A 22,194-nucleotide genomic window follows, 5' to 3' on the forward strand; every position below is an offset into this window, starting at 1 on the left:
CCACGGGAGATCCCCAAATCGGCCGCGATCGCTTTCAGCGTCGCGCCCGGCGTGGACTCGTACAAATCCACCGCACGCTGCCGGAACTCGTCCGTATAGTTCTTCCTTGCCATCCCTCAGATTCTCGCTTCCCCAGCATCGTGCTGGAATCAGCGTGTCCAAGATCAGGGGTCAAGGTCCCTGAGCGATGGACATTCTGACCTTGCTGACTACATCCTCGAAACGCATACATCCTCCGAGGGGCACATTATCGCGCTCAGGGGCAGAGACCACGCGCGGCGTCTGTTGCAGCAGCGTCAGGCGATCTTGACTGGCTCGCGTGCAGTGTTGGTGTCAGCGTTCGGTCGCCTGAGGGCCTTCTGACAGCGCGTCGTGAGGGAGCTGAAGATAGATGTCACCTTCGTCCCCCTCTCCGTCGAGCGGAGACCCCTCTCCAACGATGATGCGCGGCGAGTCAGCGAGCTCGCGGATCAATCGCAGTACGTCTCCACCGACTCGATCGAGCTCGGCCCGCAGGTCGCGAACCGACTCCCCATCGACGACAACGCCCAACCCGATCTCGCTCGACAGCTGAACCTGCCGATCCTGCACCCGCGCAAGGTGTTCCAACACTTGAGGGAGGAGTCTCCGGGCATCGGCCCGAGCGCGCAGATGTCTCGCCATGCTCACGTACCCGGGGTTGCCGGCTTCGCCGATCGAAGCCACGGCATCAATCTGGGCGTCGGTGGGAGCGCCGTGCGCGTCCGCGAGTAGTGCGTCCGACATCGAGGAGAGTTGTTCGCGGTAGGCGTTGCCCTGTTCTCGAAGCATTTCCAACTTCAGCTGCAGTGTCTCAGTATCGGACTTTGCCCGCACTCGCGACTCGGATCGAAGCTTGCTCACAGACGAGAGCAGCCACCACGCGGCCGTTACAACGAACAAGATCCATCCAAGCCACGAGGGCAGATCAGCCGGTAGTTCAATCCCCATATGGGAACCCTAGATGCTGGCACCACGCACGCATCCGCCTTCGAGGGGAACGCGTCGGACCGGTTCACGTCGCGCCGGTCCGTACGGCGCTCGACATGCACCACGCGATGCGGCGTGCGTCCGTGCGTTCATTGCCGCGCAGCCATCGCCCCCAGGGTCATGGTCGGCTAGCAGTCTCGCGGAAACGGCCGTGGCATGGAGGTGTCGAACCGCTTGTGGTCAATAGAGTGACCGCATGGCGCTGACGCAATCTCAGGAAGTCGTGAAGTTCAAGTTTGAGGAGTTCAAAAAGCTTCACTTCCCGGCGCTCAGCGACGGCCTTGCATTCATGCAGTATGCGACCAGCCTCGCTCTTCAGCAGTTCCAGCTTTCAGAGCCGGACATCCAGGCCGGCATCACGGAGGGGCCAGATGACGGAGGCATCGACGGGTTCCACATCATCGTCAACCGAACCGAGGCGGTGTCGCCGGCGACTCCAGGACTTTCTCGCGTGAAAACCCCGCCTACCGCTGTCGCCAAGAATGTGCCGTTCGACATCGTTGTGGTCCAGTCGAAGTCCACGATGGATGGCGCGCTCGATGGAAAGGCGCTCCAGGAACTCTCCGGTTCGCTCAGCCGCATCCTCTCGAACGAGAGTCTGGCCGCACTTCGCGCATACCCCCTGAATGAGAAGGTCATTGGCCAGGTCGATGCGTATCGTCGCTACCGCACCAAGCTGGTATCGCTCGACCCGATTCGCAGCTTCACCGTCTACCTCATGCAACCCATCGCGGACACGAAGCTCACACAGCCAGACAAGCGGCGAGCGAATGACCTAAAGAAAATGATCGAGTCGCACCTTGGCTCCTCCACGAAGGTGGCTGTCTAGCTGCTGACTGCAGACGGCATCGAAAAGCTGCGCAACGCGCCGCGCGACGTCGAAGGAATTCTGAAGTTCGCCTCGAGCCCTCTCGACGAGAAGCACGGCAAGAGCAGTGCGCTTTTGGGGCTGGTGGCCATCGGCGACCTGCTCAACTTCGTTCGTCGTGGGAAGACCGCCGTCCTCCGCGACGAGTTCTTCACCACCAACGTGCGCGAGTTCGCGGGCTCAGCGACCCCCGTGAACGCCGCCATTCGAAACACGCTCTCGACCAACACCGACACGGCGTTCTGGTGGATGAACAACGGGGTCACGATAATCGTCGACCGCGTTACCTACCAGAGTGACAACTCCTGGCTGTTGGTGAACCCTCAGATCGTAAATGGGCTGCAGACGACCAATGTCATCCACGAAGCCGCAAACGACGCGGTCATCACGGCGAAGCGGCGCAAGGAGAGCTTGCTCGTTAGGGTCATCAGCGAGGTCGACCCGAAGCTTCGGGAGTCAGTCATCCAGGGGACGAACAATCAGACGCAAGTAAACAGTGTCCAGCTCTACGCGAACGACGAACGACAGCTCGAAATCGAGACCTTCCTGGAGACGAAAGGCTGGTTCTACGAGAGGCGTCGCTGGCAGTACCGGAATAGGAAAGTCTCCCGTTCGCGCATCCGGTCAATTCTCGAGCTCGCGCAGGTCATCATTGCCGCAGCACTACTCGAACCGGAGACCGCTCGCGCTCGACCTCGAGATCGCTTGAAGACGGAGGCAGGCTATAGGCGCGTCTTTTCGAGCGACGTAGAAATGTCGGTGTACGCGACGTTGCTCGATATGCAGGTCGAAGTTGAGAAGTACCTCGGCACTCCTGCTGCCCTGGCCATCTCGGACGACCCGACCAACGATCGCTTCTTCGTCCTAACGGGTGCAGCGCTGCGTGTTTCAGGTGTCAAGTCGAAGAATGACTACACCGCGGTGGTGATGAACTCACGTTTGAAGGTGCCTTCGGCGGCAGTGTTGGAAGAGGTCCATATGCGCCTGCACAAGCTCGTCGGGTCCAAGCCCGACAAGAAGGAGCGCGACAAGGTGTTCAAGAGTGCCAATCTGCGAGACCAACTCGTGAACGACATTCTGGCGTGGAACGCGAAGCCATAAGGGTCTCGGGTGCACGCAGCGCTGCCGCATGCGGTAACCGCCGGATGCGAGCAGCGCAGTGCACGAAGGAGTCCGGCCGTCGCGCAATGCCTAGTAGCGGATCGAGCGCCACCCGTTTGCCTGGGTTGCGCGAGACTCGGTTAGTGAGGGACGCTGAAGCGGCCTACCCCGCGGAGCGCGGCGCCAGGGGACAAATCCCAAGGCTGTCGACGACCACCGCTACCCTGAGCGCATGCCCGAAAGCCCCCGCGCCTTCATTAGCCACGCGAGCGAGGACAAGAGCCGCTTCGTCATCGAATTCGCCACGAAGCTGAGGGCGGCGGGAGTCGATGCTTGGGTAGACGCCTGGGAGATCCGCGCTGGCGACTCTCTGGTCAGGAGGATCTTCTCGCAGGGCATCGACGAAGCGGACGTCTTCATCGTCGTGCTCAGCGAAACCAGCGTCACGAAGCCATGGGTGCTCGAAGAACTCGACGCGGCGGTAATCCGGCGGATTCAGGGAGGGACTCGACTCATCCCCGTTCTCATCGACGACGTGGACGTGCCCGCTGCGTTGCGGCACCTGCGGTGGGTCTCAGTGCCGGTGCTGGGAATTGACGGATCCGTTACAGACATCGCCGGCACGCTCTTCGCTTCAGACCTCGCGCCTCCGCTTGGTTCTCCGCCGGCGTACTCGCGTGGGACGCCGAAGCTCGTGTCGAACGCTGTGGACGATACGGTGCTGGGTGCGGCTATCGACCTCGTCCTCGAGAACGGCGCCGGCGGCTACGGGGCGGAGGACCTGCTTGCACGGCTCCCCGACCTCGACTTGACCCCAGCGCTCATCGAAGAATCCATCTCATCGCTAGCGGAGCAGCGCATCGTGGAAGTCGAGAGGAGCTTCGGCGGCACGTCGATCACAAGGTTGCGGCCAAGGGCATGGCTTGCCGCCATGAAGGCGCGAGGGCTCAACGTCGACGAGTTGCATGACCAGCTCCTCACACACTTTGTGAACCGCTCGACGAGCGCAGGTTTCGACGCGGCAGACGACGAGACTATCGATGCCCTGGTGAATATCCTCGAGCTGGAAGGTCTCATCGGTCGGCCCTCGCGAACCCTCGACGGGGCGGCACATGCTCAAGCGACAGTGGCAGGGCAGCGACGCGCACGCGAGCTGTAGCCCGCCTGTGCTGAAGGCTCGTGCGGTCGATGAACACCCGCCACGACTTCTTCCTCCTACTCCCCGGACGTGAACACTCGGTTCTAGATGTCGGCGCGTGGAGTTCGTCGCGATTCCTCGCTCAACGCTTAGCGGTGCTCAGCAACTGCGGCCCGCTCCCGCACAATGCACGCCACGGTGTAGATTAGCCGCCGCCTATGGTCCCGACGCTTCTTCAGCGAACCCGCCGTGTTCACGCACCTCGTCGGAAGAGAGCACGACGAGATGGGTGACGCCGAACGGCGATGGAGCACCTCTGCCACCGGTGAGCGTCCGCGTCACCCGGCGGCCATAGACAAACAAGTTTCGTTGCCAGAGCCCCATGAGCATCTCCTCCAAGGACCGCTGAGCGTCGCGCACCGCGTTAAACCTCTGGGCGAGGATCTCCTCCGAGATATCGCCGTAGTCACGAGCGTTAGAGAGGAACGCGTCGGCAGCGTCCAAGGCATCCGGGTCCGAGTCATCCTCGACCGACCGCATGAAATACAGTCCAGATCCCGCCACGAGATCCCAGACCGCGGCACCGCTCGCCACCGGATTCATCGGGATCGCGTCCTCATCCGGTGCCTTTACTAGTCGAATGGGCTCCTCTGCCTCGCCAGCGAACTTCTCCTCCGCCCATCGTTCGTGAGCGAGCTTGCGCGTACGAAGATCGGCAGCACTGAACACATCGGGCTGGAGGTCGACCCGTCGAGGGCGCCGACGTCGTGGTCGGAGACCTCACCGACGACAAGAGTCTCGCCGCCGCCCTCGACGGTGTCGACGCAGTCATCTTCACCCACGGCACCCACGGCGGCGAACCCGGCGTACGCGACATCGACTACGGGGGAGTCCGCAACATCCTCGGAGCCGTCGGCGCACGCCGCATCCGCATCGCCCTGATGACAGCCATCGGAGTGACCGTCCGTCACGGCTCCTACAACCGCTCCACGAAAGCACACGACTGGAAACGCCGCGCCGAACGCCTCGTGCGGGCCAGCGGACACCCCTACACCATCGTCCGCCCCGGCTGGTTCGACTACACCGACCCGGACCAGCACCACCTGCAATTCCTGCAGGGCGACAACCGTCGCGCCGGAGATGCCTCCGACGGCGTCATCGCACGCTCCCAGATCGCCGACCGAAACGCGAGTGGCTCAGCGACATCGCCAGCGGCCGCATGACTTACCATTCCATCCGCAACGTGAGCATCGAGACGCAAGTCGACGACCATGTCGCTACCGTCGTCGCGCGCTCACATACCCACGCCACCATCTGGGGCGCGGAAGGCACGTGGCGGCTCGAACTTCGCCTTGAGTACCTCCGGACACCGCCTGGCTGGGTTGCGCAGCGGACCATCGCCAGCACTTGGTGAAGCCGACCCTGAACCGATCGTCGTTCAAGTAGCGACGCCATGCTCCTCGATCCGAAACCGCGCGCTGCCGATCCCATATCGCAAAGCGGAAAGGCCGGCGATTTGGAACCGCGCATCGACGATGACTGTATGCGCAGGCGCCCCGCATTCGTCGCTCGTCAAGGAACTCGGGCTGCACGCCCACGCCCCCTCAACGAGCAGTGCGCGTAAGAGGATCCTCGGGTTCGCTGTCAGCCCGGCCTACCGCGCTCCGCGCACAGTCGCCCGGGTGTCGGCCGCGCCGACTTGGTCAGAGGTTGATGGGTCCTGGTGACGGTACATCGTCTGGAAGCCCGGCGTCGAGGATTCTCGTGACCATGTCGAGCGCCCGATCGGTGAGTAGGTCGCCAGGGTAGAAGTCCTCGTACAAATCCTCGGCTTCCTCGATGGCGGTGATCGCGCAGAGTTTCAGCAGTTGGCGGATGTCGTTCGTGTCGCGTCCGGGACGGTTGGCGCGAAGCTTCATCGCGAGCATCGCCTCTTTCGCGGCGACCTGGATGACGATCCCGTCGTGGTCGTAGATCGACTCCCACTCGACTGCCCGCCGACCGAACGCGGGGATGGCGTCCGCCTGCTCGACGGCGAAGTTGAGCCAGGTAGCATTCCACCCTCGCCGGTCCGCGACGCGCGCGGCGGCAGCAGCCACGGCCTCGTCAGACCCGGGCTGGATGTGCAGAGAGTCGAGATCCTGCGTCGTGCCGCGGTCGAAGTATCGCAGCGCGAGGGCTGCGCCACCCACGAGTCGGATGCGGGCCACCTCGCCAGCCGTTCGAAGTTCGGCGACGAGGTCGCGGAGCCCGCCGATGATGTCTGCACGATCCAGCACCGTCGCCATGGTCACACGCTCGTGAACGTGTCACGCCAGACGAGCACCCCGCGCTCAGCTAACGCGTCGGGCACCTCAGTGAGCGGCGGCGCGGGGTCGGACGGATCGACATCGAGGCCTCGGGGCGCGGTGAGAAAGCGTGCAGGCCGGTTCACCCACTCCGGAACCGGGAGCCCTTCCTCTCGAAGTCGCCATGCGACGAGTCCGGCGATGGCGGCATCCCACACCGGATCGCGGGTGGGTTCCGGTTCGGCTAGACCCAGCACCCCCCGAACGAGTCCGTGCTCGGCGACGAGGTCGTCGTTCAACTGCAGCAGAGCGCGCAGGGCGCGCTCCCGGTCGCCCAAGCGGAGATGCCCACGAATCTCGGCCGCGGCCGTCGCCGCGTCGCCGCGTTGAGTCGGTGCCGAGTACAGTCGGTGCCCCGCGCCCGCGAGCAGCCGCGCGACGGTGCTGAACTCAGCATCCCGCCCGCGCTCGGAACGCGACACCCGCGCCTGATCGATGCGAGTGCGCTCCGCCAGGCGCTGCTGAGTTAGACCGCGACTCTTTCGAGCCGCGCGCACCAGTGTTCCCGCATCCGTCATTGCAACACCGCCTCAGAATAGGACTACTGAGTCATATTCTAGCGGGCGAACGACAGAGTCTGAACAGCTGGATTGGGCAGCGACCGCGTCACCAGCTTCAGGGGTTGATCCCGAATACTCGCAGCAGGGGGATGCGAGGGATCATCCGGCGCGGGCCGAGCTGGATCGTGGGGATGGTTCCACTCTCGATGCCGAGCTTGATGGTGCGGTAGTCCACGCCGACGAGCTTGGCGGCATCCTTCATCGTCAGGGCGAGTGAGTTGCTTGAATTGTTCATGTCCTTCTCCTCGGTGAGCAATGCGTGTCATCACTTGCCCACACCGTACTCCTGTCGTGAGCAATCCGCGACATGTATTGCTCACCAGCCGGGAACCGTGCCAGGCTCGTGGCATGAGTGACGTTGAGATCGAGGTCATCGACGGCGAGCGGATCGACGTCGGCGACGGCGTGAGCATCCCCAAGGCGTGGGATGCTGTCGCCACCGGTGAGCCGAACGTCGCGGGAGTCATCCGGCTTCATGTGGTGTTCGACAAGCAGCTCCGGCGCACCGCGGCCGCATCCGTCCGCCTCGACCGCGCGGGGGAGGGTGACGAGGCGACCGCCGCGGCGCTGCGCGAAGTGCGCGTGCAGTACCTCGTCGCCTACTCGTCGATGCGCGTGGTCACCGTGACCCGTGAGAGCGGCAAGGCCGAGTCCCTCAGCCAGTACCTCACGGAGGTGAGGTCCCGCACCGACCGCACCTACGAAGAGACGGTTCGCGAGGCGGTGCGGCTCTACCGAATCGCAACGACCGTGAACCTGGCTCCCCTCAAACTCGTCTCGGAACAGCTCAGTGTGAGCGTCAGCACGGCGACGCGCATGATGGCTCGCGCACGCGAATCCGGCCTCGCTGACGACCTGATCGCGCGCGAGACGTACAACCGCATGCGGGCGGACGAAGAGGAACTGACCCATCCGCACCTCGGCCCGCCGTCGCCGTCTGGCCCCTCGATCGGGCGCTGACGACAATCTGAAGCAACGAAAGCCATTTCTGCACTCTGCTCGACAGATCGCGTCAGAGCGAGCAAACTGCTCAAATCAGGCGCATTTTGCGCAGGCCGAATTCGTTCTTGCCCGCATTCGTTTTCGGCATACGCCTGAGCACCGCACCAGCACTGGTGACTCTTGCCCGCTTTTTGCCCACATTCCATTTCCAACTGGCTGTTTTCGGACGTCGCTGAATGCCGGAGCGCTCCGAAAAACCCGCGTAATTCCGCGGATTTCGTCGTTCTGCGTCGCTATGCAGAATGCTCAAAACGTGTTCGAATCCCTCCAGGGGCACACTTGTGATGTCTCAGGACATCGTGAACGGATGAACCCCCGGTTTCGGGGGTTCATCCGTTTTTTCGTTGGGATCCCTGGGTGGGGTTGAGGGTGAATTCGGCGAGGACGAGGCCGCTGTCGGTGATGACGGTGGCGTCGTTGTTGTGGATGAGGCATCGAGTTGAGGCTTCTTCTTCTTCAGCCAACGGGTGAGCCGCGCGATATCCAGCACGACGATGTCCGCGGGCTGCTCTCGAATGGTGATCTGCTTGGCGCCGACGTTGGCGATGACTCCGCCTACGGGAACGTCCGTTGCGGCAGCAGCGGATAGGAGCTTCTGCGTTCTCGTCGCTTCGTAGCGCGTGTTGCGCAGGTGGTCTGTGGCCTGTCCGTTGACGAGCAGCCGGCGGCTGCCCACCCGCACCCGCGCGTCCTCATGGAACTTGGTATTGATGGTGAACACGCCCGCCGCGCTGACGACGACGTGGTCGATATCGCTGCCGCGCGTCCCGATTGGCGCCGAGTTCAAGACGGTCCACTCGTCGCCGAGCGAGTCGAGACGGCTGGCGACGTCGAGCTCGCCGAGTGCGCCGACATGCCAGGGACGCGATTCGTCCGACAGCGGCGATCGTCCGAACCTGCGCGCGACTGCACCGCGCGGTGGAACGTCAGCCTGGACACGCAAGCATTCGGCCATGACGGATGCCGCGGCTACAGTCCCGAATGTCGACGAGTTCGGAGCGGGGGAGTCGAGCGGCAGCTGAGGGGGGAGTTCAGATGTCATCGGGCTGAGTCTAAGGAGGTTGGGGCTGCCGGCGTGTGCAGGTCGACGAGCGAGCGCAAGTCGCCCCCGCATCGAGCATTGGCACGAGCGGGTCCTACGTGCCGGTGCCGCCGGGCAGCGGTCCCGACGGCGGGGAGTGTCATCGGCGAACGCAAACCGACCGTTTGCGCGCGGCGCGCGGCGCGCCAACTCTGTGTCACAATAGTTCCAAGTTTGGAGGTGTTCTGCAATGGTTGACCTGACGGCGACCGAACTCGCCAGCCGCCTCGGCGTCTCGCGGCGCCACGCCATCGACCTCCTCGCCGAAGGCTCCATCGCTGGGCACAAACTCTCTTCCGGCGCGTGGCTGGCCGACGCTGACTCCGTGCTCCGCTACGAAACGTCTGCTCGCCGCGGCGGTGGTCGAAAGCTCGACGTCGACACCGCGTGGGGACTGCTGTGGGAGCTCAGCGGCCTCGAGGCGACCTGGCTAACCCCCAGCACCCTTTCGCGCACACGCCGGCGACTGCGCACATGGGGTGCCGACGAGCTCGCGCGCGCCGTCTCAGGGCGCACCCGAGCGCACCGCTACCGTGCCGCCAATGCCACCAAAGCCGGGGAAGAGCTCATCGCTACCGGCCGCTCCGCCGCCGGCCAGCTGCGCGTCGGACTCATGGACGACACCCGCCAGGTTTCCGGCTACGTCCGCCGCGGCGAAATCGACGAGTACGCCCGCACGCACTTCATGGTGGCCTCGACCAGCGGCCAAGACGTCCTCTACGACAACACGCTGCCGATCACGTACGACGGTGACACGATGCCGGCCGCGGTCATCGCCGCGGACCTCGCTGTCAGCACCGACACCAGGGAACGCAGCGGTGGCCTGCGAGCTCTCACTGAGCTGAGGAACGCATGGCTGGCCTTGAACTGACCGTTGATATGGGGGCTGACGACCTTCTCCCCGCATGGCGGACGGTCATCGACGTAGCCGGCACCGGGATCTCGGAGAACCTCACACTTGTGGGTGGCCTCATGGTCGCAATCCAGGGCAGTAGGGCCGGGGTGGCGATGCGCCGGTCCACCGACGACATGGACGCGCTCGTGGACTACTGGGCCGACCGCAGCTCTCTGGCCGGGACCCGGGCCGCCCTGGCCCAGATCGGGTTCGAGCTCGTCGAAAGCGAAGAGCATGCCTATCGATTTGTGCACGCGGACGGCCGCAAGGTAGACATCATGGTCGCCGACCATCTGCCCTCTCGGATGCGGCCGAGGCTCGCGCAACGACCCGCGTTCGCTGCGCCCGCCGGAGAGCAGGCTATCCGCCGCCGCGACACGTACACGCTGATCTTCAATGGCGGTGCCCGCGTCGTCCTCGGTGTGCCCGATGAGCTCGGCGCGCTGGTCGCCAAAGGAGCGGCCTATCTCGTGGACAACCGCGATCGGGCCCGCCACCTCGACGATGCAGCCGTCATCCTTGCCAGCGTCAGCGACGCGTCCGAGCTCGCCTACGACACGATGAGCGCGAACGACCGGCGCAGGCTCCGCGCCATCCTCGAGAACCTAGGTGACGAGGGGCACTCGAGCTGGGTGAATCTCGATCCGGCCGACCGAGAACGGGGGCTCATGAACGCCGCACTCATCGCAGGCGCGGTCGGGTGACTGGCTTCGGCGTGTCAGGTGTTAATCCCGAATGCGCGCAGCAGCGGGACGCGGGGGATCATCCGGCGCGGGTCGAGCTGGATCGTGGGGATGGTTCCGCTTCGGCCAGCGCGGGATGAAGGGCGACCCGCTCTACCAGACACGCCGCACCCTGCACACCGGCGACAAGCTGCTCACCGACCGGCAACGCTCGCGGCTGGAGGCGTTGTTCGCGGCCGAGGAGCACGTCGAGGTCGAAGCGACCTGGGGCATCTACCAGCGCATGATCGCGGCGTATCGTGAACCCGACAAGAAGCTCGGCAAGCAGATGATGCAAGCCGTGATCGACGCGGTCAGCACCGGGGTTCCTGCCGCGCTCGTCGAGATCCGCAAGCTCGGCCGCACCCTCAAGCAGCGCGCCGCCGACGTGCTCGCGTTCTTCGACCGTCCCGGCACGTCCAACGGGCCCACGGAAGCGATCAACGGCGGGCTCGAACACCGCCGCGGCTCCGCGCTCGGCTTCCGCAACCTCACGAACTACATCGCCAGGAGCCTGCTCGAAGCCGGAGGATTCAGACCCCAACTACACCCCTAATTCCGAAGAGCCGGTTTCGCCGACCCAGAACGTTTGCCGAACTCGCTGTGCGGGCTTGTCGTTACCGTGTCAGCCCACCCGGACACTCCCGACTGTGAGATTGTTGTCGAGTGCAGTCGTTGCGTAGCGTCCTCCGACTCACCCCCGGTCGGGCCATCTCCGGAGCCTTCGGTCTGGTCCTCGCTGTCGGGACCTTCCTGCTCAGTCTTCCGATCGCCGTCCAGGGCCGCTCCGCGACGTTTATGGAAGCGCTGTTCACCGCGACGAGCGCGCTATGCGTGACGGGACACATCGTTGTCGATACCCCCGTGTTCTGGTCGCCGTTCGGGCAGGGCGTGATCCTCGTGCTGATACAGATCGGCGGATTCGGGGTGATGTCCATCGCAACCCTCCTCGGATTGCTCGTCGCCCGGCGGCTGGGACTGCGCACGAGACTCACTGCGGTGAGCGAGACCCACACGGTCGCCGTCGGCGACGTCCGCCGCGTCCTTCTGGGCGTCGCGGTCATCACGATGACGACGCAAGCCGTTGTCGCCCTGGTCCTGTTCCTGAGGTTCTGGCTCGGATACGCCGAGGAACCGGGCCGCGCCGTGTGGCTCGGCGTCTTCCACGCCGTATCCGCCTTCAACAACGCGGGATTCGCGCTGTTCAGCGACAACCTGATGTCGTTCGTTGCAGACCCCTGGATCTGCCTCCCGATCTGCGCGGCGATCATCCTGGGCGGTCTCGGGTTCCCCGTGATCATGGAACTCCGCCGCCGGCTCCTGCTCCCGCGTCGATGGACGCTCAACACCATGACCGTCGTGATCGGCTCGCTCGTTCTCCTCGTCTTCGGTGCGATCGCCCTCACCGCACTGGAGTGGTCGAACCCTGGCACGCTGGGTCCTCTCGATCCGGCCGGCCGGCTCCTCGCCGGGTTCGCGATGTCGGTCATGCCGAGGACCGCGGGCTTCAACACGATCGACGTGTCACAGATGCATGCGGAGAGCTGGTTCGTCACAGACATCCTCATGTTCATCGGCGGCGGGCCTGCCGGGACGGCCGGCGGACTGAAGATCACGACGTTCGCGGTGCTCTTCTTCATCATCGTGGCGGAATTGCGCGGTGACACCGCCGTCAACATGTTCGGGAAGCGGCTGCCTCGATCGACGCACCGTGAGGCGCTCACCGTCGCCCTGCTCGCGGTTGCGCTCGTGGTCGGATCGACACTGGCGATTATGCTGATGAGCCCATTCGGCTTAGATCGCGTCCTTTTCGAAGTGATCTCGGCGTTCGCCACCGTCGGACTCTCGACGGGGATCACTGCCGACCTCCCCGAGGTGGCGCAACTTGTGTTGATAGCCCTCATGTTCATCGGGAGGCTGGGTCCCGTTCTCCTCGGATCGGCTCTCGCGCTGACCACCCAGAAGCGAATGTACGAACTCCCGAAGGAGCGTCCGATCATTGGATAACCCGACTCTTTTCTTCCGCCGCCGGCGCGCAAAGGACTCATCCGCCACCAGCGTCGCCGTCATCGGCCTGGGACGATTCGGTGGCGCCCTCGCGACCGAGTTGGTCCGCTCCGGGACTGAGGTGCTCGGCATCGACACCGACGAGGACGTCGTGCAGTCCCTCAACGGCGTGCTGACGCATGTCGTTCGCGCGGACTCGACGAAAGAGGTCGCGTTGGAACAGCTCGGCGTCACACAGTTCGACCGGGTCGTCGTCGGCATCGGATCGGATATCCAAGCGAGCATCCTGACCACGTCGCTCCTGAAGCGAATGGGAGTCCGCTCGATCTGGGCGAAGGCGATCAGCGAGCAGCACGGGCTGATCCTCGAACAGCTCGGCATCGAGCATGTGATCTTCCCCGAAGCCGATATGGGTCGACGGGTGGCACACCTCGTGCGCGGCGCCATGCTGGACTACGTCGAGTTCGATCGCGACCTCGTGGTCGCCAAGACGGTGGCTCCGGGGGCGATCGTGGGCAAGACGCTCGAGCAGGCCGCCGTGCGGCGCCGGTACGGAGTCACCATCGTCAAGGTCAGAAGCGCTGACGGCGAGTGGCGCGCTGCCGGCGCGTCATCGGTCATCTCGGCCGGGGACCTTCTCATCGTCATCGGGCCTGTGGAAGCGACGGAGCGGTTCGCGGCACTTCGTTGAGGGGCCACGCCCGCCGTGCCGCCCGGCTTTGGCGCCCATGGGCCCTGCCTGCGCCGCGGCAGGCGATGATGGAATCGTGCGCGCGCAGCGGAAGTCCTCAGGTCTTCGTGCGCGTCTTCTCTTGCCGCTTTCGGGCGACCCTGACGGTACGCCTCCGTGGGTACTGCGCCTCGAGCGAGGCGAAGACCGCGGTCTCTTCGCCGAGGACGGCGCGGCGTGGGCGGTACACGCCGGCATCCCGACCCTCGTTGCCGGTATCCGGGCGTTGCTGTTGCAGGCGCTCCACCCCGGGGCGATGGCCGGCGTGCACGATTGGTCGCGCTACAGCGAAGATCCGCTCGGGCGCCTGTCCGGGACGGTCAGGTGGGTTCTCTCGCTGACGTTTGGGGCTCGCGAGCAGGTGGCGGCCGAGCTCGGGCGTGTGGGGCGCTTCCATGCGACGGTGCGCGGCGAGTACGACGCTGCCGACGGCTCGCGGCGCAGCTACAGCGCTGAGGACGCCGACCTCGTCGAGTGGGTGCACCTCGCGTTCACGGATGCCTTCCTGGTCGCCCACACGACATGGGGAGGCGCGATTCCGGGTGGACCCGACGCGTACGTCTCCGAGTGGGCGACGGCGGGGCGACTCATGGGCGTCACGCGTCCGCCGGTGAGCGTGAGCGAACTGCACGCGCGAATAGATAGCTTGCTCGCCGCGGGCACGCTGTGCGGCGGCGAGCGGGTCGACGATGTCGTGCGGTTCTTGCGCACCGTGCCGCTCGAGGGTTCCCTGCGATTCGGCTACCGGATCCTGTTCGAAGGAGCCGTCGCGACGATCCCGCGCGAGTATCGCCGCCTGCTGGGCCTCCGCCGCTCGTGGCTTCCGGCCGTCACCGCGACCCGCCTCGTGTTGTTCGTCGCGCAGCGAGCTCTGGGTACCGGACCGCGCGCGCACGACATGGCGCGGCGGCGGTTGCGACGGTTGGAAGCCGCTGAGTGTCAGCGCCCAGCTTCGTAGATGTCGCGCGCCTTGACGATGCGTCGAGAGTTCACCAGGTGGGTGCCCAGCAGCACTTTTCCTCGGGAGTGGAGCTTCTCGAGATCGTGATACGCCGAAGCGACGTCGTCGAGCGCGTGCAGCCCCGAGATCAGGAGCGTGAACGCCCGCTTCTCGGCCAGGTGCGTCACGTGGGCGAGCAGCTCGGTGCCGTAGGCGACGGATGCCGGATCGTTCTGCAGGAGCCGGACTTCGGTGTCGCGCCGGTCAGCGCTCGACCTGTAGCGGCCGGCGGGCACGCCCAGCTCCTCCGCGAGGTCGCTGCGATCCTGTCCGAAGTTGTCGATCAAGGCGGTCACCGGGCCACCGGGCAGCACGCCGGATGCGATCGGTGATGCCCTCGCCGTCGCGCACCGGCTTGATGCCGAGCTGTCGCAGGTAGTCGAAATTGCGCTCGCCGCACGTGCCGACGACGGTTGAGCCACGATGCTTGGCGAGTTGCGCCTCGATGCTGCCGACGCCCCCGGCTGCTGCGGAGATCACGACGGTGTCGTCGGCGCCGATTTTGAGGGCATCCAGGGTGTCCAGCGCCGTCGCGCCGGCGAGGAAGAGTCCACCCGCGGCCTCCCAGGTGAGCGTCTTCGGCTTCTGCGCGATCGCTGCCACCGGCACGGTGATATATGTCGCGTGCGCGCCAGATCGCAGATGGCCGACGACCTCCGTGCCCGGAGGGAAATCCCGTGCGTTCTCGCCTGAGGCGACCACGATCCCCGCGACCTTGGTCCGATCAGGCTTCTTCGCCATGGTTCACCTCGCGGAGTGGGTGTTGCTTAGCCTATCTAGCAAAATTGCTGTGGGGCGGGTTCCGTCTCCGTCAAAATCCGGATGACCGCCGCGCTCACGGATGCCGCACGCCACCGCCCGCGAGCACCGCACGGTATCCCTCGCGGAAGCTCGGATACGTGAACGTGAACCCCGTCGAGCGCAGGAGGGCGTTGGAGATCCGCTTGTCGCCAGCGGCCTGCCACCCGGTCGCCTCACCCTGAGTCGGCAGTGCAACGCCCATCTCCGCGGCGAGAAAGCGCAGCACCTCATCCAACCTCGCCGGTTCGTCGTCGCTGCCCAGCACGACGGGTGGGGGATTCTCGAGACCGGCGAGGTGCACGATGGCGGCAGCGGCGTCATCGCGATGGATGCGGTTCGTGTGCGGTGATGTCGCGGGAGCCGCGAGCCGGGCGGTGCCTGAGCGCACCTGCTCGATGAGCCGCTCGCGGCCTGGACCGTAAATGCCCGACAGCCTCACCAGTGTCGCCTCCGGCGCCCGCGAGCGCAGGAGCTTCTCTGCCTCGAGCAGCACGTCGGCGGTGGCCGAGCCTCCTACGGCGGGAGTGCTCTCCGTGACCGTCTCCCCGCCGTCGACGTCATACACCGCCGTCGACGACACCACGAGCACGCGAGGATCGGCCGGGGACGCCTCGAGCCCGTCGAGAACATTCCGGAGCCCGGTGACATACGTCTCGCGGTAGGCCGCGGCGGTGCGGCTTCCGGCGGTAAGGGCGACCACGACCGTGGTGGTGTCGTCATCGATCGTGGGGACCTGGTGGCGGAGGTCCACCGAGCGCCCCTCGATCGGTGCTCGCAGCAGCTCCGCTTCGCGTCGCATGCCGACCACGCGATGGCCCTGCGCGGCGAACCGCAGGCCGACCTCCGTGCCGAGGTCGCCGCATCCCGCAATGATCACTGTCATGTGATCAACCCTGTCACCGTGGCGGGATGCCGGGTGGCGTCGGCGGGCAAGGCGTCCGACGTTGGCAGCGGGATCTACGGCGCCGAATACGGCTCCGCGTGTGCCCTCACCGAGGCCGCGGCCGACGCCATCGAAGACGGGTACAGGATCGAGCTGGTCGAAGTGTCGGACTACGTCCTCTCGAACACGATCCTGCAGGCCGGCGACGTGGACGCGAACTTCTCGCAGCACGTGCCCTACATGGAGTCGTTCAACGCCGGCAACGACGGCACCCTCGTGGGCGTGCAGCCCGTCTACGACTTCATCATCGCGTTCTACTCCAAGACGCTCGACGACATCGCCGACCTGCCGAACGGAGCGACCGTCGCGATCCCCGACGACCCCTCCAACACCGGCCGGGCGCTCAAGCTCCTCGCCGACGAGGGCATCGTCACCCTCGACCCCACGATCGACCCGTACACCGCGACCCCCCACGACATCACCGGAAACCCGAAGAGCCTCGAGTTCTTGCAGGTCGCGATCCCGCAGCTGAACGCGGCCTACGACGAAGCCGATCTCGTGTTTCAGTGGCCCTCGCACGTCGCGGCGCTCGGCCTCAACCCGCACGACGACGGACTCATCACCGAGCTCGACGACAGGTTCGCGCTCAACCTCGTGGTGCGGTCGGAGGATGCGGACTCGGCAGCGACCGCCGCGCTGAAGAAGGCGTTCACGAGTGACGAGGTGCGCGAGGTCATCGAGGGGAACGGCACGATCACCGTCGCCTTCTGACACTGTCGGGGGTGCGCCCTACGCTTCTGGGCATGCCCACGCTCGACGACGTCCGTGCGATCGCCGGGGCGCTCCCCGGGAGCGAGGAGCGGGCGACGACGGGCGGTGCCGCCTGGTTCGTGCGCGTGAACCCAAGGTGGCGTTCCGCATGGCCGCCATCGACGCCGACCACCTCGTCGAGCTCGTCACCGAGGCGTGGATGGTGCAGGCGCCGAAGTATCTTCGGCGCAAGTTCGACGGTGCCGGCGGACGTGAGCTCTGAGCCGATGCGCGCGCATCGAATCCGCGTTGCCGCGCTCGCCGTCGCGCTGGCCGTCGCGGCATCCCTCGCCGCGTGCGCCCCGGCGAGGGTGCCGGATGCCGCGTCCATCGCAAGCCCGACGGTGGACGTGGTGGCGACTCTCGAGGAGATCGTCGACGGCGATACCGTCGAGACGAGCGCAGGCACGGTGCGCATCATCGGGATCGACGCACCCGAGCGCGGTGAGTGCGGCTACGACGTAGCGACGGCGCTCGTCGCGACGCTGGTGGGCCCCGGAGATCCGATCACCCTGGTGCTCCCGGAGGGGCAGAACCCGGAGGATCGCTACGGGCGGCTCCTGCGCTACGTCGACACGACGGGCGGCGTCGACGTGGGGTCGGCGGTGCTCGGTGCCGGCCTGGCTGTCGCCCGCTACGACTCGACCGACGGGTATCCCGCCCATCCCCGCGAATCCGACTACCGTGCCGCGCAGACGGCAACGCTCTCGGCCGACGGCTCCGTGGTCACGGCCGACTGCCGAGCCGCTGCCGGGTGACCGCGGTGTGGATCACGGGCCGCCCAGCCAGTGATCGATGCGGTGCGTGTCGGGGGTGAACCCGTGGCGCACGCCGTAGAGCACCGCCTGGGTGCGGCTCGTCGCGCCGATCTTGCGATAGACCGACCGGATGTAGGACTTCACCGTGTTCGGGCTCAGGTAGGTGAGCCGCGCGATCTCGGCGTTGCTCTTGCCCTGCGTGATGAGCGCGAGGATCTCCGATTCGCGGTCGGTGATGCCCTCGCGCTTGCCCGGCCAGTCGAGGCCCGGCTGGCTGGGTGCGCGCCGGCTCTGATCGTTGAACCCGGCTCTGATCGTTGAAGATGCGTGCGCCGGCGTGCACGGCCTCGATCGCCGTGACCAGCTCTGCGGCGCTGAGGGTCTTCGACAGGTAGCCGTGCACGCCCTGGTTGCGGGCGATCTCGATGAGATCGGGATGGAAGTTCCAGGTGTAGACGACCACCCGGCGCGCGCGGGGATTGCGCAGCAGCTCGGCGATCTCGACGTGGTCGGCTTCGGGCTGGGCGAACGAGTCGTACAGCACCACGTCGACACTGTCGCTGACCGGGGCGTTCGCGTCGATCTCAGCGACGATCACCCGATCGCGGTAGTCGTCGAAGAGATGGGCGAGGCCCTTTAGTAAGACGTCGTAGTCGTCGACGAGAGCGACCGTGATGGGCCGGGCGGGAAAGGGCATGCGTCAGCTTTTCACCCTCAGGGGTGTTATGCCACACCCTGAGGGGTGGTTGACTTAGATTGTTGCCGCCACCCAACGGCGGCCGGCGCATCGCCCGATGCCCGACCCCGCGCCCACCCGGCGCACAGCAGAGGAGCATCACATGTTCGGACTCATCATCAGCATCATCGTCATCGGCTTGATCGCGGGCTTCATCGCCCGCGCCGTCATCCCCGGCAAGCAGGAGATGAGCATTCTCATGACGATCGTCCTCGGAATCGTCGGATCGTTCGTCGGCGGCTTCCTCGGATATCTCATCTTCGGCACCGACAACGCCGACGGCTTCTTCCAGCCGTCCGGCATCATCGGCTCGATCATCGGGGCGATCATCGTCCTCCTGGTCTACGGCGCCGTCCGCGGACGCGGCACCACCACGCGTCGCCGCTCCTGACCTGCCGCGGCGCGACGAGCGCGCGGCAGTGACCGCTCCCCGGCTCCTCGTGGGGTCGGGGATCGGTCGCTGCCGGGTGCGAGTGGCCCCGCGAGCCGGCGGCATCCGTCGGAATGGTTTTTCGTGACGGGGGAGAAGGAAGAGCACTCGGCATACTGGTATGCCGACACCGACGACGCGAGCAACGCCGCCGTCCTGCAGGCGCTGCGCAGCTATCGCGCGGCGGAGATGGCGATGCGTCGCCGCACGCAGCAGTCGATGGAGATGGGCGAGAACGAGCTGCTCGTGCTCCGCTTCCTCGCTCGCGCGAGGACGAGATACGCGACACCCTGGCAGCCATGCACGGGCGCATGATCGACGTCGTCCGCCCGATGACCTCCGCCGATCGTGCGAGTGTCATCGGCTTCCTCCGCGCGATGCAGGAAGCCGTCGACGAAATCGACCGGTGAGGGTCAGCGCGCCGGACTGAGCTCGGCCGTGGCGTCGGCCGCGTCGGCGAGCGACGAGAAGAACGAGATCACATCGCGACGCTCATCGGGGCTGAGATCCTCCATGAGGCCGGCCAGGCGCGCTTCGAAGACCTCATAGGTCGACGCGATGGCATGCTCGGCATCGTCGGTGACCGTGATGAGGATGCTGCGTCGATCGTCGGGATTGCTGCCGCGCACCACCATGCCGGCCTTCTCGAGCCGGTCAAGGCGGGCCGTGGTGGATGCCGAACTGATGCCCAAGTGCCGGGCGATCTCACTCGGCTTCACGTGGTGGGCGTCTTCGCGCTCGCGGAGGAGGAAGCGGAGGATGGCGAGCTCGTTCTCGCTCAGCCCGGTGCGGCTGCGTACACGCGCCAGCATGGCAGTGTCGGCGGCCCGGAAACGCTCGTATGCGCGCAGAACAGCATCGACGGTCTGCACGTCGTCGAGGTCGGTCATGGACACCTCCGGACGATGTCGGCACGTTAATTGGCTGAGCTCGCCCGAGGCATCGTCGTGCTCTGGGGTGCGCAGGACACCGAGCACGCCCGCATCCACGCGTCCGACGAGTCGGTCGACCCGGCCGAGCTCGAGCGGATGATCGCCTCGCAGGTGCTGCTGCTGCACCGCCTCGCCGAAGCGGGCTGAGCCGCCGGGTCACGGCGTCCGGGTCAGCGCGTCGACCCCGCCGGCGTCAGTTCTGCGCGGCGTCGATCGCCGCCTGCAGGCGGCCGGTGAGGTCGTCGGCGGACAGGTCGATGACCGCGCCGTTCACGACGAGGATCGGCACCCCCGAGACCACCTGCGAGGTGCCGTCGATCGTCGCGCCGAGCCAGTGCTGGTTCGATGCCGAGACCCACGGGCCGAAGCGGCGCGCGGCGACGGCGTCGGAGATGTCCGAGGTGACCCCCGCCTGCTGCGCGAGGGCGACGATGTCGTCATCGGTCGGGTGCGAGGTGCCGTCCGCGAGGGTCTGGTGCTCCTGCAGCAGCGCGTAGAACGCGGGCAGACGGTCGTTCTCGCCCGCGTCGCTCACCGCGGCGAGGGCGCTCGCCGCGCGCGTCGACCAGTCGGTGTCGTCGCCGTGCTTGGTGCTGACGAAGTTCAGGGGATGGATGACGAGGGTCGCCGTGCCCGCCGCGACGGCGTTGGCGATGAGGTCGCCGGTGGCCAGCTCGAGCTGCCGGCAGTAGGGGCAGGACAGGTCGGTCCACAGCTCGATGCGTGCCGAGCCGTCGCCCGCGGGGAGGCCGTACCCGTCGGCGTGCGCGGGTGCGACGACCGCCGCGTCGCTCGTCGACGCGGTCGGCGACGTCGTCGGAGCGTCGCCCGACGCCGCGGAGCACCCGGCCAGCGAGCCGCCGGCCGCGAGCACGACCGCGAGCGTCGCGGCGGAGAGGAAGGTGCGGGCGGGGGAGCGGTGGCGGAGCATGCGAGTCCTCACTGTGGTCAGACCACGAGGATAGCAGAGGACCCCGTGCGTCGTCGGAGAGCGATGCCCGGCCGCGAAAGCTCAGTGCGTGGCGTCGTACGCCTCGAGCACGGACGCCGGAATCCGGCCGCGCTCCGAGACGGTGTAGCCGTTCTGCGCCGCCCACTCGCGCACCGGCGCATAGTCGCGCTGCCCGGAGCGCTTCTGCCGCCGCGCGCCGCCCGAGCCGCCCGAGCTGCCCGACCCGCTCCGGCCGCCGGCGCGGGCCGACACCGAACGGGCGGCCGCGATGAACGGGGCGAGCGCGTCGCGCAGGGCCGCGGCGTTCTCGTCGGTGAGGTCGATCTCGTAGGCGGTGCCGTCGAGAGAGAAGAGGATCGTCTCGCCCGAGCCGACCTCGAGGACGGTGCCGTCGAGATCGTCGACGAGCTGATGCACGATTTTGCGAGCCATGGGCAGAGCCTAGCGAGCAGCGCGCGTCGCGTCAGGGCAGGAGGCCCGCCCGGCGCGCCTTCGCGACCGCCGCGTGGCGGGTCGAGGCATCCAGCTTGGCCATCGCCGACTGCAGGTACGACTTCACCGTGCCCTCGCGGAGGGTGAGCGTCGCCGCGATCTCGGCGTTGGTCTGCCCGAGCGCGGCGCACGCGAGCACGTCGGTCTCGCGGGGCGACAGGCGCACGTCGAGCTTCTCGATCTCGGCCGCGCCGCCCTGCGAGAGCGTCGCGAGGCGCGACTCGATGTCGGCGAGCCGTCGGCGGATGCCCGGGTCGCCGACCTCGGCGCCGATGCGGCGGAGCTCGGCGTACGCCTCGCGCAGCTCTTCGCGCGCGGCGACGTCGAGCGCGGGGGCCTCGGCGGGAGCGGGCAGGAGGCGGAGCCGACGACCGACCTCGTCGCGCACGCGCAGCTCGGTCGCGAGGTCGGACGCGACCTGCAGAGTGGTGCGCGCCGTCGTCTCGCCGAAGGGGGAGCGTGCCCACGATCCGCAGTAGAGGACGCCCCGGGGCCGGCCCGAGACGAGCACCGGCACGGCGAAGAGCGTCGAGATGCCCTCGCCGAGCACCGCGCGGTCGTAGTCGTGGGTGATGTTGCGGGAGGAGCGGTAGTCGAGAGCGAGCCGGGGGCGGCGTTCGACGAAGGCGCGCCCGCCGAGGCCGCGGGCGGGCTGCACGACGAGACCGGCGAGGGAGGAGGTGCGGTTGCCGACGACGGAGGTGACGTCGATCGCGCCGTCGCGCTCGAACCCGCCGAAGGCGACGGGGAGACCGGTGCGGGTGGCGAGATCGCCGACCGCGCGAGCCAGGAGATCGTCCTCGGAGGCGAGGCCGACTTCTGACATGCTGCGTTACCCACTTCCGGGGGTGACGGCCGCGTCACCCGGTTTCGTAGCGTCGACGATATCACGCGGCCGGTCGACGAAGTCCGGGCGCGGGGGCGCATGCCCCGTCCCATG

31 protein-coding genes and 2 pseudogenes are annotated in these 22,194 nt (G+C 66.6%); 17 read left to right on the forward strand and 16 right to left on the reverse strand.

What is annotated here, in order from left to right:
* Together LOK55_RS08935 and LOK55_RS08940 are read right to left on the reverse strand one after the other, a co-directional pair.
* The coding region (locus tag LOK55_RS08935; protein ID WP_229935200.1) for a transposase at window positions 1-113 on the reverse strand (113 nt) is incomplete at its 3' end.
* Between the two features lie 220 nt (window positions 114-333).
* Window positions 334-882, reverse strand: coding sequence for a hypothetical protein (locus LOK55_RS08940; protein WP_229935100.1), 549 nt, complete (start codon window positions 880-882; stop codon window positions 334-336).
* A gap of 322 nt (window positions 883-1,204) precedes the next feature.
* Here LOK55_RS08940 and LOK55_RS08945 point away from each other — a divergent pair, with 322 nt between their 5' ends.
* The 3 genes from LOK55_RS08945 to LOK55_RS08955 all read left to right on the forward strand — a co-directional run bounded on the left by LOK55_RS08945 (window position 1,205) and on the right by LOK55_RS08955 (window position 4,136).
* Window positions 1,205-1,837, forward strand: coding sequence for a hypothetical protein (locus LOK55_RS08945; RefSeq protein WP_229935101.1), 633 nt, complete (start codon window positions 1,205-1,207; stop codon window positions 1,835-1,837).
* A 123-nt stretch (window positions 1,838-1,960) separates the two neighbouring features.
* Complete coding sequence (locus LOK55_RS08950) at window positions 1,961-2,977, forward strand: AIPR family protein (protein ID WP_229935102.1); 1,017 nt, start codon at window positions 1,961-1,963, stop codon at window positions 2,975-2,977.
* Window positions 2,978-3,209: 232 nt separating this feature from the next.
* Complete coding sequence (locus tag LOK55_RS08955) at window positions 3,210-4,136, forward strand: toll/interleukin-1 receptor domain-containing protein (protein WP_229935103.1); 927 nt, start codon at window positions 3,210-3,212, stop codon at window positions 4,134-4,136.
* Window positions 4,137-4,331: 195 nt separating this feature from the next.
* Here LOK55_RS08955 and LOK55_RS08960 read toward each other — a convergent pair whose 3' ends face one another.
* Window positions 4,332-4,844, reverse strand: a complete 513-nt coding sequence (locus tag LOK55_RS08960) for a hypothetical protein (RefSeq protein ID WP_229935104.1) — start codon at window positions 4,842-4,844, stop codon at window positions 4,332-4,334.
* Window positions 4,845-4,879: 35 nt separating this feature from the next.
* Here LOK55_RS08960 and LOK55_RS08965 point away from each other — a divergent pair.
* Together LOK55_RS08965 and LOK55_RS08970 are read left to right on the forward strand one after the other, a co-directional pair.
* Window positions 4,880-5,338 (forward strand): annotated as a pseudogene (locus LOK55_RS08965) (NAD(P)H-binding protein); the annotation flags it as partial.
* Between the two features lie 20 nt (window positions 5,339-5,358).
* Entirely contained in the window at window positions 5,359-5,529 is a 171-nt protein-coding gene (locus tag LOK55_RS08970) for a hypothetical protein (protein WP_229935106.1), read from the forward strand.
* Window positions 5,530-5,818: 289 nt separating this feature from the next.
* Here the strand turns inward: LOK55_RS08970 and LOK55_RS08975 are convergent, their stop codons facing one another.
* From LOK55_RS08975 to LOK55_RS08985, 3 genes are all read right to left on the reverse strand, one after another.
* Complete coding sequence (locus tag LOK55_RS08975; RefSeq protein ID WP_229935107.1) at window positions 5,819-6,403, reverse strand: hypothetical protein; 585 nt, start codon at window positions 6,401-6,403, stop codon at window positions 5,819-5,821.
* Between the two features lie 2 nt (window positions 6,404-6,405).
* Window positions 6,406-6,981, reverse strand: a complete 576-nt coding sequence (locus LOK55_RS08980; RefSeq protein ID WP_268252461.1) for a helix-turn-helix domain-containing protein — start codon at window positions 6,979-6,981, stop codon at window positions 6,406-6,408.
* Between the two features lie 97 nt (window positions 6,982-7,078).
* Complete coding sequence (locus LOK55_RS08985; protein WP_229935109.1) at window positions 7,079-7,258, reverse strand: helix-turn-helix domain-containing protein; 180 nt, start codon at window positions 7,256-7,258, stop codon at window positions 7,079-7,081.
* Between the two features lie 113 nt (window positions 7,259-7,371).
* Here LOK55_RS08985 and LOK55_RS08990 point away from each other — a divergent pair, with 113 nt between their 5' ends.
* Window positions 7,372-7,983 (forward strand): hypothetical protein, encoded by a 612-nt coding sequence (locus LOK55_RS08990; protein ID WP_229935110.1) that lies wholly within the window; start codon window positions 7,372-7,374, stop codon window positions 7,981-7,983.
* Between the two features lie 70 nt (window positions 7,984-8,053).
* Here LOK55_RS08990 and LOK55_RS08995 read toward each other — a convergent pair whose 3' ends face one another.
* Window positions 8,054-8,302 (reverse strand): hypothetical protein, encoded by a 249-nt coding sequence (locus tag LOK55_RS08995; RefSeq protein ID WP_229935111.1) that lies wholly within the window; start codon window positions 8,300-8,302, stop codon window positions 8,054-8,056.
* A 12-nt stretch (window positions 8,303-8,314) separates the two neighbouring features.
* Complete coding sequence (locus LOK55_RS09000; protein ID WP_229935112.1) at window positions 8,315-9,067, reverse strand: nuclease-related domain-containing protein; 753 nt, start codon at window positions 9,065-9,067, stop codon at window positions 8,315-8,317.
* 229 nt (window positions 9,068-9,296) lie between these two features.
* On the opposite strand from LOK55_RS09000, the gene LOK55_RS09005 reads away from it, so the two are divergent.
* The 6 genes and pseudogenes from LOK55_RS09005 (at window position 9,297) to LOK55_RS09030 (ending at window position 14,418) form a co-directional block, all read left to right on the forward strand.
* Window positions 9,297-9,977, forward strand: coding sequence for a hypothetical protein (locus LOK55_RS09005; protein ID WP_196324634.1), 681 nt, complete (start codon window positions 9,297-9,299; stop codon window positions 9,975-9,977).
* Window positions 9,959-10,705 carry a hypothetical protein gene (locus tag LOK55_RS09010; RefSeq protein WP_229935113.1) on the forward strand — a complete coding sequence of 249 codons (747 nt, stop codon included), beginning with the start codon at window positions 9,959-9,961 and terminating at the stop codon, window positions 10,703-10,705. Before LOK55_RS09005 ends, LOK55_RS09010 begins: the two co-directional genes overlap by 19 nt.
* Before the next feature lie 103 nt (window positions 10,706-10,808).
* A pseudogene (locus tag LOK55_RS09015) lies at window positions 10,809-11,279 on the forward strand (transposase); the annotation flags it as partial.
* 110 nt (window positions 11,280-11,389) lie between these two features.
* Window positions 11,390-12,730, forward strand: a complete 1,341-nt coding sequence (locus LOK55_RS09020; RefSeq protein WP_229935114.1) for a TrkH family potassium uptake protein — start codon at window positions 11,390-11,392, stop codon at window positions 12,728-12,730.
* On the forward strand, window positions 12,723-13,421 hold the full coding sequence (locus tag LOK55_RS09025; protein WP_229935115.1) for a TrkA family potassium uptake protein: 699 nt from the start codon (window positions 12,723-12,725) through the stop codon (window positions 13,419-13,421). Before LOK55_RS09020 ends, LOK55_RS09025 begins: the two co-directional genes overlap by 8 nt.
* A 121-nt stretch (window positions 13,422-13,542) precedes the next feature.
* Window positions 13,543-14,418, forward strand: a complete 876-nt coding sequence (locus tag LOK55_RS09030) for an oxygenase MpaB family protein (protein WP_229935116.1) — start codon at window positions 13,543-13,545, stop codon at window positions 14,416-14,418.
* Here the strand turns inward: LOK55_RS09030 and LOK55_RS09035 are convergent.
* The 3 genes from LOK55_RS09035 to LOK55_RS09045 form a co-directional block, all read right to left on the reverse strand.
* A complete protein-coding gene (locus LOK55_RS09035) occupies window positions 14,400-14,696 on the reverse strand; it encodes a hypothetical protein (protein ID WP_229935117.1) in 297 nt (98 codons plus the stop codon). The genes LOK55_RS09030 and LOK55_RS09035 overlap by 19 nt on opposite strands.
* Window positions 14,665-15,201, reverse strand: a complete 537-nt coding sequence (locus tag LOK55_RS09040) for a hypothetical protein (RefSeq protein WP_229935118.1) — start codon at window positions 15,199-15,201, stop codon at window positions 14,665-14,667. Before LOK55_RS09040 ends, LOK55_RS09035 begins: the two co-directional genes overlap by 32 nt.
* 94 nt (window positions 15,202-15,295) lie before the next feature.
* On the reverse strand, window positions 15,296-16,144 hold the full coding sequence (locus tag LOK55_RS09045) for an NAD(P)H-binding protein (RefSeq protein ID WP_141381375.1): 849 nt from the start codon (window positions 16,142-16,144) through the stop codon (window positions 15,296-15,298).
* On the opposite strand from LOK55_RS09045, the gene LOK55_RS09050 reads away from it, so the two are divergent.
* Together LOK55_RS09050 and LOK55_RS09055 are read left to right on the forward strand one after the other, a co-directional pair.
* Window positions 16,145-16,915 carry a MetQ/NlpA family ABC transporter substrate-binding protein gene (locus LOK55_RS09050; RefSeq protein ID WP_229935119.1) on the forward strand — a complete coding sequence of 257 codons (771 nt, stop codon included), beginning with the start codon at window positions 16,145-16,147 and terminating at the stop codon, window positions 16,913-16,915.
* Between the two features lie 251 nt (window positions 16,916-17,166).
* A complete protein-coding gene (locus LOK55_RS09055) occupies window positions 17,167-17,712 on the forward strand; it encodes a thermonuclease family protein (protein WP_229935120.1) in 546 nt (181 codons plus the stop codon).
* 12 nt (window positions 17,713-17,724) lie between these two features.
* Here the strand turns inward: LOK55_RS09055 and LOK55_RS09060 are convergent, their stop codons facing one another.
* A complete protein-coding gene (locus LOK55_RS09060; RefSeq protein ID WP_229935121.1) occupies window positions 17,725-18,267 on the reverse strand; it encodes a response regulator transcription factor in 543 nt (180 codons plus the stop codon).
* A 284-nt stretch (window positions 18,268-18,551) separates the two neighbouring features.
* Here LOK55_RS09060 and LOK55_RS09065 point away from each other — a divergent pair, with 284 nt between their 5' ends.
* Together LOK55_RS09065 and LOK55_RS09070 are read left to right on the forward strand one after the other, a co-directional pair.
* Entirely contained in the window at window positions 18,552-18,839 is a 288-nt protein-coding gene (locus LOK55_RS09065; RefSeq protein WP_229935122.1) for a GlsB/YeaQ/YmgE family stress response membrane protein, read from the forward strand.
* A gap of 123 nt (window positions 18,840-18,962) precedes the next feature.
* Window positions 18,963-19,193, forward strand: a complete 231-nt coding sequence (locus LOK55_RS09070) for a hypothetical protein (protein WP_206694202.1) — start codon at window positions 18,963-18,965, stop codon at window positions 19,191-19,193.
* Window positions 19,194-19,291: 98 nt separating this feature from the next.
* Here the strand turns inward: LOK55_RS09070 and LOK55_RS09075 are convergent, their stop codons facing one another.
* Complete coding sequence (locus LOK55_RS09075) at window positions 19,292-19,768, reverse strand: MarR family transcriptional regulator (RefSeq protein ID WP_229935123.1); 477 nt, start codon at window positions 19,766-19,768, stop codon at window positions 19,292-19,294.
* 30 nt (window positions 19,769-19,798) lie between these two features.
* On the opposite strand from LOK55_RS09075, the gene LOK55_RS09080 reads away from it, so the two are divergent.
* A complete protein-coding gene (locus LOK55_RS09080) occupies window positions 19,799-19,957 on the forward strand; it encodes a hypothetical protein (protein ID WP_229935124.1) in 159 nt (52 codons plus the stop codon).
* A 46-nt stretch (window positions 19,958-20,003) separates the two neighbouring features.
* Here the strand turns inward: LOK55_RS09080 and LOK55_RS09085 are convergent, their stop codons facing one another.
* The 3 genes from LOK55_RS09085 to LOK55_RS09095 all read right to left on the reverse strand — a co-directional run bounded on the left by LOK55_RS09085 (window position 20,004) and on the right by LOK55_RS09095 (window position 22,080).
* A complete protein-coding gene (locus tag LOK55_RS09085) occupies window positions 20,004-20,741 on the reverse strand; it encodes a thioredoxin domain-containing protein (protein ID WP_229935125.1) in 738 nt (245 codons plus the stop codon).
* Window positions 20,742-20,822: 81 nt separating this feature from the next.
* Window positions 20,823-21,194, reverse strand: a complete 372-nt coding sequence (locus LOK55_RS09090; protein WP_229935126.1) for an Lsr2 family protein — start codon at window positions 21,192-21,194, stop codon at window positions 20,823-20,825.
* A 31-nt stretch (window positions 21,195-21,225) separates the two neighbouring features.
* The gene (locus LOK55_RS09095) at window positions 21,226-22,080 is read right to left on the reverse strand and encodes a LuxR C-terminal-related transcriptional regulator (RefSeq protein ID WP_229935127.1); all 855 of its coding nucleotides are present in this window, start codon (window positions 22,078-22,080) and stop codon (window positions 21,226-21,228) included.
* Window positions 22,081-22,194 lie beyond the last annotated feature (114 nt).

Origin of the sequence: Microbacterium sp. F2E (assembly GCF_020905435.1) — a bacterium.
GTDB classification, from domain to species: Bacteria; Actinomycetota; Actinomycetes; order Actinomycetales; family Microbacteriaceae; genus Microbacterium; species Microbacterium lacticum.

Bases quoted from the DNA above. Each gene is read 5' to 3' on its own strand.
- LOK55_RS08945 (WP_229935101.1), top strand. From the start codon at position 1,205: ATGGCGCTGACGCAATCTCAGGAAGTCGTGAAGTTCAAGTTTGAGGAG.
- LOK55_RS08955 (WP_229935103.1), top strand. From the start codon at position 3,210: ATGCCCGAAAGCCCCCGCGCCTTCATTAGCCACGCGAGCGAGGACAAG.
- LOK55_RS08975 (WP_229935107.1), bottom strand. From the start codon at position 6,403: ATGGCGACGGTGCTGGATCGTGCAGACATCATCGGCGGGCTCCGCGAC.
- LOK55_RS08980 (WP_268252461.1), bottom strand. From the start codon at position 6,981: ATGACGGATGCGGGAACACTGGTGCGCGCGGCTCGAAAGAGTCGCGGT.
- LOK55_RS08985 (WP_229935109.1), bottom strand. From the start codon at position 7,258: ATGAACAATTCAAGCAACTCACTCGCCCTGACGATGAAGGATGCCGCC.
- LOK55_RS08990 (WP_229935110.1), top strand. From the start codon at position 7,372: ATGAGTGACGTTGAGATCGAGGTCATCGACGGCGAGCGGATCGACGTC.
- LOK55_RS09000 (WP_229935112.1), bottom strand. From the start codon at position 9,067: ATGACATCTGAACTCCCCCCTCAGCTGCCGCTCGACTCCCCCGCTCCG.
- LOK55_RS09005 (WP_196324634.1), top strand. From the start codon at position 9,297: ATGGTTGACCTGACGGCGACCGAACTCGCCAGCCGCCTCGGCGTCTCG.
- LOK55_RS09010 (WP_229935113.1), top strand. From the start codon at position 9,959: ATGGCTGGCCTTGAACTGACCGTTGATATGGGGGCTGACGACCTTCTC.
- LOK55_RS09040 (WP_229935118.1), bottom strand. From the start codon at position 15,201: ATGGCGAAGAAGCCTGATCGGACCAAGGTCGCGGGGATCGTGGTCGCC.
- LOK55_RS09045 (WP_141381375.1), bottom strand. From the start codon at position 16,144: ATGACAGTGATCATTGCGGGATGCGGCGACCTCGGCACGGAGGTCGGC.
- LOK55_RS09065 (WP_229935122.1), top strand. From the start codon at position 18,552: ATGTTCGGACTCATCATCAGCATCATCGTCATCGGCTTGATCGCGGGC.
- LOK55_RS09075 (WP_229935123.1), bottom strand. From the start codon at position 19,768: ATGACCGACCTCGACGACGTGCAGACCGTCGATGCTGTTCTGCGCGCA.
- LOK55_RS09085 (WP_229935125.1), bottom strand. From the start codon at position 20,741: ATGCTCCGCCACCGCTCCCCCGCCCGCACCTTCCTCTCCGCCGCGACG.
- LOK55_RS09090 (WP_229935126.1), bottom strand. From the start codon at position 21,194: ATGGCTCGCAAAATCGTGCATCAGCTCGTCGACGATCTCGACGGCACC.
- LOK55_RS09095 (WP_229935127.1), bottom strand. From the start codon at position 22,080: ATGTCAGAAGTCGGCCTCGCCTCCGAGGACGATCTCCTGGCTCGCGCG.